This window comes from Streptosporangium sp. NPDC048047 (assembly GCF_040653115.1).
In the GTDB taxonomy this organism is placed as follows: domain Bacteria; phylum Actinomycetota; class Actinomycetes; order Streptosporangiales; family Streptosporangiaceae; genus Streptosporangium.
In genome coordinates this window covers 1-2,102 of sequence record NZ_JBEZNH010000131.1, presented here as the reverse complement: position 1 = coordinate 2,102, position 2,102 = coordinate 1, and the positions used below count along the sequence as shown (strand labels likewise).

Here is a 2,102-nt window from a genome sequence, read left to right as displayed (position 1 = left end):
GTCTATAATGATCCCGTGAAGCTTTCCGAGTGGGCGGCACGCAACGGCGTGCACTACCAGACCGCATGGACGTGGGCGAAAGAGGGCAAGATGCCCGTCCCCGTCCGTCAGGCACCGTCTGGCACGTGGCTGGTCGACGAGCCCACCGTGAAGACGTCCGGCCGGGTGGTGGCGTACTGCCGTGTCTCCTCCTCCGATCAGAAAGCGGACCTTGACCGGCAGGTCGCCCGCGTGGTCCGGGGGGCCACCGGGCTCGGCCTGCCGGTCGCGGAGGTCGTGACCGAGGTCGGCTCCGGGCTGAACGGACGGCGCCGCAAGCTGCACCGGCTCCTGGCGGATGCCGACGCGGTCGTGATCGTGGCCGAGCACCGTGACCGGCTGGCCCGGTTCGGTGTCGAGCATCTCGAAGCCGCCCTGTCGACGTCCGGCCGCCGCCTGGTCGTCCTGGACCCTGCCGAGACCACCGACGACCTGGTACGGGACATCACCGAGATACTGACCTCGATGTGCGCCCGCCTGTACGGGCGCCGGGCGGCCAGGAACCGCGCCGAACGCGCCGTGGCCCTCGCAACCGGCCAGGCCATCGAGTGAAGAAGTTCCAGCCGCAGCCCGGTTTCGTGGTGCAGGCCTACCGGTTCGCCCTGGACCCCAACGCCGCCCAGGAGGCAGCGTTGCGTTCGCACTGCGGTGCGGCTCGTGCTGCCTACAACTGGGCTGTCGGCTGGGTGACCGCCTCCTGGTGGCAACGCGCGGCAGAAACGTCATACGGCCTCGGCGAGGACGAGCTGACGTCCTGGAGGCCCTGGTCGTTGCCGTCGCTGCGGAAGGCGTTCAACGAGGCCAAGCGCACCGACCCGATGTTCTCCGCCTGGTGGGAGGAGAACTCCAAAGAGGCGTACAACACCGGCCTCGCCAACGCCGCCGCCGCGTTCGACAACTACGCCAAGTCCAAGCAGGGCAAGCGCAAGGGCGCCCGGATGGGCGCGCCGCGTTTCAAGTCGAAGCGCAAGGCGCGTCTGTCCTGCCGGTTCACCACCGGCACCATCCGCATCGACACCGACGGCCGACACGTCACCCTGCCGAGGCTGGGCACGATCCGCACCCACGAGCCAACCGTGAAGCTCCTCGCCTGTGTGCAGGCCGGGACCGCCCGGATCCTGTCCGCGACCGTGCGTCACGAACGCGGACGCTGGTTGGTCTCCTTCCAGGCCGAAGTCAAGCGCAACCTGCAACGCGTGGCCCGCCCGGATGTGACAGTCGGCATCGACCTGGGTGTGAAGACCCTCGCGGTCATGGCCGACTCGACGGGCGAAATCCGCACCGTCGCCAATCCCGGGCACTACGACGCCGCGCGCAAGCAGCTGCGCCGCGCCTCCCGCGTCATCTCCCGCCGACAGGGCCCCGACCGGCGCACCGGAGCCAAGCCGTCGAAGCGGTGGGAGAACGCCAGCACGGTCCGCAACAAGATGCACCACCGGGTGACCAATCTGCGCACCGATGCCCTGCACAAGCTCACCACCAGCGTGTCCGCCACCTACGGCACAGTGGTGGTCGAAGACCTGAACGTCGCCGGGATGCTGAGGAACCGGCGTCTGGCCCGCCGCATCTCCGACGCCGGGTTCGGCGAGATCCGACGCCAGATCGCCTACAAAACCGCCTGGAACGGCGGTCAGATGATCTTGGCCGATCGCTGGTTCGCCTCCTCCAAGACCTGCTCGGACTGCGGCGCGGTGAAAGCCAAGCTGCCGCTGCACGTCCGGGTGTTCGACTGCGACGCCTGTCCCCTGGTCATCGGCCGGGATGACAACGCCGCACTCAACCTCGCCGCCCTGGCAGCTGACTGCTCGACTGGTACCGGAGTGGCCGGAGACCAGGACACCGTGAAGGTGTCGAAGCCTCGTGGAGCCGACGGTAAGACCCGCGTCGCCCGCTCCGGCCGCACAGCCGGAGCGGGGCGGGCAGGTGGCGCAATCCCCGCACAGCGCGGGAAGGAAGCGAGAGACCGTCCTCAAGCCGAAGCACTCACGCGCTTTGGTGATGTGACGGACCTTCCAGGCAGAAATGCCCGGAATGCTGAGAGCCGCTGAGGCTCTGAGCAACGG

At 68.6% G+C, this 2,102-nt stretch carries 2 protein-coding genes; both read left to right on the top strand.

Annotation, left to right across the window (positions count from 1 at the left end; all coding sequences use genetic code 11):
- Positions 1–15 precede the first annotated feature (15 nt).
- On the top strand, positions 16–591 hold the full coding sequence (locus tag AB0D67_RS39045; RefSeq protein WP_362947473.1) for an IS607 family transposase: 576 nt from the start codon (positions 16–18) through the stop codon (positions 589–591).
- The gene (gene tnpB, locus AB0D67_RS39040) at positions 588–2,087 is read left to right on the top strand and encodes an IS607 family element RNA-guided endonuclease TnpB (RefSeq protein WP_362947470.1); all 1,500 of its coding nucleotides are present in this window, start codon (positions 588–590) and stop codon (positions 2,085–2,087) included. The genes AB0D67_RS39045 and tnpB overlap by 4 nt, the downstream gene beginning before the upstream one ends.
- Positions 2,088–2,102 lie beyond the last annotated feature (15 nt).